4 protein-coding genes are annotated in these 4,309 nt (G+C 69.6%); all 4 read left to right on the forward strand.

The window, feature by feature from the left end; translation table 11 throughout:
* Positions 1-260: DUF3180 family protein (locus ACFPZL_RS10540; protein ID WP_382335353.1), on the forward strand; the 260-nt coding region annotated here is incomplete at its 5' end.
* A 96-nt stretch (positions 261-356) separates the two neighbouring features.
* Positions 357-1,793 carry an APC family permease gene (locus ACFPZL_RS10545; RefSeq protein ID WP_218116301.1) on the forward strand — a complete coding sequence of 479 codons (1,437 nt, stop codon included), beginning with the start codon at positions 357-359 and terminating at the stop codon, positions 1,791-1,793.
* 98 nt (positions 1,794-1,891) lie between these two features.
* Positions 1,892-2,428, forward strand: a complete 537-nt coding sequence (locus ACFPZL_RS10550; RefSeq protein WP_218116311.1) for a PH domain-containing protein — start codon at positions 1,892-1,894, stop codon at positions 2,426-2,428.
* The coding region (locus ACFPZL_RS10555) for a PH domain-containing protein (protein ID WP_382335355.1) at positions 2,425-4,309 on the forward strand (1,885 nt) is incomplete at its 3' end. The genes ACFPZL_RS10550 and ACFPZL_RS10555, both read left to right, overlap by 4 nt.

Genomic DNA, 4,309 nt, shown 5'->3' on the forward strand with positions numbered 1-4,309 from the left:
CCGGCGCGCGCGCCGGGCAATTCGCCGGGGCGCTCTTCGCCGGGCTCGCCGCCGGCTCGGGCCTGCAACTGCTCACCCGCAGCATCCTGCCGCCCGCCTCGACCTGGGCGCCGATGCTGCTCGTGCTGACCTCGGGCGTCGTCCTGGTGGTCTGCGGTGTCATCGCCGAACTGCTCTGCAGGGTCCCTCCAGGAGATTCAGAGGAAAATCCTGAGAACCACCAAGGCGATGTCATCGAAGACGGGGGATTCGCGCCATAATTGGATGTTTGCACCGCGCGCGTCTGCGCGACGGTGGCCGTGCGGTGCCCGACCCGGACCCGGATCCTGCGCCGGAATCGTGAACGGAGAATACACATGGCAGCATCCGCTCCCGCCGTCGAGAAGCGCGCGTCGCTGACACGCAACCTCGGGCTCTGGGCCATCGTCGGCCTCGGTCTCGGGTACATGACGCCGACCGTCGTGTTCGACACCTTCGGCATGGTCGCCCGCGACACGAACAACGTGGTGCCGCTCGCATACCTGGTCGCCCTGATCGTGATGATGTTCACGGCCGTCAGCTACGGCAAGATGTCCGGCGCCATCCCGAGCGCGGGGTCCGCCTACACCTACGTGCGGCAGTCGATCCACCCGAATGTCGGCTTCATGGTCGGCTGGACCTCGCTGATCGACTACATGCTGCTCCCCATGGTGAACTGCCTCATCATACGGAGCTATCTCGAGGCCGTCTTCCCGCCCGAGACGACCGGCATCCCCGGATGGTTCTGGGTCATCCCCTACTGCATCCTGACCACCGCCATCATCTACATGACCATGCGCGGCACCTCGAGCGTGAACATGATCCTGCTCGTCTTCTCGATCATCGTGATGGCGGTCTTCGTCGTCATGGTGTGGGCGCAGCTCGCGCAGGCCGAGGCCACCGGCTCCATCAACCTCGTGCAGCCCTTCATCCACGACGGCGTCACGATGGGCGCGGTGCTCATGGGCGCCACGATCGTCTGCTTCTCCTTCATCGGCTTCGACGCGGTGACGATGTACGTGGAAGAGGCGCGCAGCCCCAAGATCGTGCCCCGCGCGATCCTGCTCACCGTCGTCCTCGGCGGCGCGATCTTCCTCGTGGCCGGCTACTTCACGCAGCTCCGATTCCCCGACTGGAACGAGTTCGCCCCCGGCGGCGACATGCAGTTCATCGAGGACAGCACGCTGCCCCTCATCGGCCACGCGGTCGGCGGGAATGTGCTGCAGGCCGTGCTCACGGCAGCCGGTTTCTGCGCCACCCTCGCCTCGGGCCTCGCCTCGCACGCCTCGGTCTCGCGCATGCTGCTCGTGATGGGCCGCAACAACGTGCTGCCGAAGAAGTTCTTCGGCTTCATCAACGCGAAGACCCACACGCCGACGTTCAACATCGTGCTGACCGGCCTGGTCTGCATGCTCGCGATCGCCTTCACCCTCGAGATGATCGCCGCGTTCATCAACTTCGGCGCTCTCATCGCCTTCTCGTTCGTCAACATCTCCGTGATCGCCTGGTTCGCGATCCGGCAGGGCCGCCGACGCACGCCGAAGGACATCTTCAACTACATCGTGATGCCCGGCATCGGCGTGGTGCTCACCGGCATCCTCTGGGCGAACCTGCACGCCGACGCGCTGATCGGCGGCCTCGTCTGGACGGCGCTCGGATTCATCTACCTGCTGTTCCTCACCAAGGGCTTCCGCAAGCGGACCGTCGGCTTCGACGAAGGCCAGCCCGTGACCGGCTTCAACAAGACCGTGCCCGAGGAGACCGCCGCGGAATAGGCGACGAAGCCCCGCGGAGCGGTCGCTCCGCGGGGCCGGTCCGGCGGGAGTGCCGGCAGCCGGAGGACCCGCCCTAGACTTGGGGCGTGAGCGAGCAGATGATCGAACGGCACTTCGATGAGCCGGGGCGCGCCCCCGAGAACGGCGGAACCTGGCCGAACGGCGACGCGTCGTGGCAGCGGGTGTCGCCGAAGTACGTCTGGGCGGATCTGGCGCTGAACCTGCTGCTGGTCGTCGGCGTGGTCGTCGTCTTCGCGCTGATAACGGTGTTCGCGGACGAACGGCCCCCGGTCCCGCTCTACGTCGGGGCCGGAGCCGTGGTCCTGCTGATGCTGCTCAACGCGGTTCTGGCCTTCCGGCGGGTGCGGGCCATCGGGTACATCCTTCGCGAGGACGACCTGCTCTTCCGTCGCGGCATCCTGTTCGAGCGCGTCATCGCCGTGCCGTACGGGCGCCTGCAGATGGTCGACGTCACCCGCGGCCCCCTGCTGCGGTCGCTCGGCCTCGCGACGCTCAAGTTCGTGACCGCGTCGGCGGCGACCGGCGTCAACCTGCCGGGGCTGCCCGTCGCGGAGGCCGAGTCGCTGCGCGACCGTCTGGTGGAGCTGGCCGAGACCCGGCGGTCGGGCCTGTGACGCTGGATCCCGAGTCCGCACAGCCGGGTACGACGCCCGGTACCGCCGAGCCGGCGAGCGTGGAGGCCGACTGGCGCCGCCTCCATCCGCTCTCGCCGCTGCTGCGCGGAGGCATCGCCCTGATCGTCATCGCGGGCATCGTCATCGCGAACCTGCGCGATCGACTGATCGAGCTCTTCGTCGCCGACGACTTCGTCGGCGAGAGCGGCGACGTGCTCGACCTGATCGACTACCTCGCCGAGGAGGGGCTGATCCTCCTCGCGCTGCTCGGCGTGCTCCTCGTGATCGCGTGCATCGTCTTCTTCTCGTGGCTGAGCTGGCGGTTCCACACCTTCCGCATCAGCGGCGAGGCCGTCGAAGAGCGCAGCGGGATCCTGTTCCGGCAGCATCGCCGCGCACCGCTCGAGCGCATCCAGAGCGTCAACCTGCAGCGGCCGCTGCTGGCGCGAGCCCTCGGGCTCACCCAGGTCGACGTGCAGACCGCCGGTCAAGGCGGCAAGGTGGGGCTGCGCTATCTCGCGCACGCCCAGGCGAAGGAGGTGCGCGAGCAGATCCTCCGCGCCCGCGCCCGGAGCACCGACCGAACCGATCGCAGCGGCAGCGGGATCGCCGCCTCGCCCGCATTCGTCGGCACCGGAACGCCTGCGGATCGCGCGCCGTCGCCGGCCGGACAGGATCCGGCGGCGGCTGCACCCGCGGCCGCCGCGACGGAGACGCCGGGCGGGATCGTCCACGATCTCGACCGGAGGGCGCAAGACTTCGTCGACTTCGACATCGACGCCGAGGCGCTGCACTCGGGCAGCCTGGTACGGGTGCCGGTCGGCCGGCTCATCGGCAGTATCGCCCTGAGCTGGGACCTGCTCGTGCCGATCGTCATGCTGCTCGTCAGCCTGGTGGCGGGCATCGTGTGGCAGCCGTACGCGCTCGGGGTCGCGGTCCCGCTGGTCCTCGTGCTCGGCGGCATCGCGTTCAACCAGTTCAACCGCGGGTGGGGGTTCACGCTCTCCCGCTCCGCCGACGCCATCCGCGTCGGCGCCGGCCTCACCGCGACGAACACCGAGACGGTGCCGCTGTCGCGGATCCACGCCGTCGAAGCGCAGCAGCCCCTGCTCTGGCGGCCGTTCGGCTGGTGGAAGGTGCGGATCACGACCGCGGGCCACTCGGTGGCGCAGGGCGGCCAGAATCGACTGCAGAATCTCGTGCTGCCGGTCGGTCGCGAAGCGGAGACCCTGGACGTCCTCATGACGGTGCTCCCGGGATTCGGCGACGGCGGTGCTGCCGGCGGCGCCGCCGACCTCGCCGAGCGGGAAGCGCTGCGCGATGCACTCGTCGGTGCGGGATCGGGCTTCGTCGGCGCCGGGGCGCGGGCGGGCTGGGTGCTCTGGCTGGGCCGTCGTCGGGCCGGCCTGCAGCTCGTCGGAGGCGGAATCGCAGTCGAGACCGAGACCGAGACCGAGACCGGGTCGGGATCCGGAACGCTCACCGACACCGACGTCGCCGCCTGGGCGAGCCTGCGGATCCGCCGGGGCGCTCTCACCCGCTCGCTCAGCATCATGCCGTTGATCCGGACTCAGTCGTTGCAGCTGCGCCGTCCGCTCGTGCATCGTGCGCTCGGCCTGGCATCGGTGCAGGCGCACACGGTGCTCGGGCCGGTGCGGATGGAGATGCGCGGGCTCGAGCGGGGCGCCGCTCAGGATGTCTTCGACGCGTTCGCCGCCGCGGTGGTGCGGGTGCAGGGCGAGGATGCCTCCCGCCGAGCGGGTGGCGGCTCTGGAAGCTCTGCGGTCGGCGCATCGGTCGGCAACGTCCCTGGTACCGGCAACACCCCCGGCGCGGACGCCGGGACCCCCGCCACCGGCACCGCCCCCGTATCCGAGGAGC

The organism is Leucobacter soli (assembly GCF_042659205.1).
Lineage (GTDB): Bacteria > Actinomycetota > Actinomycetes > Actinomycetales > Microbacteriaceae > Leucobacter > Leucobacter soli.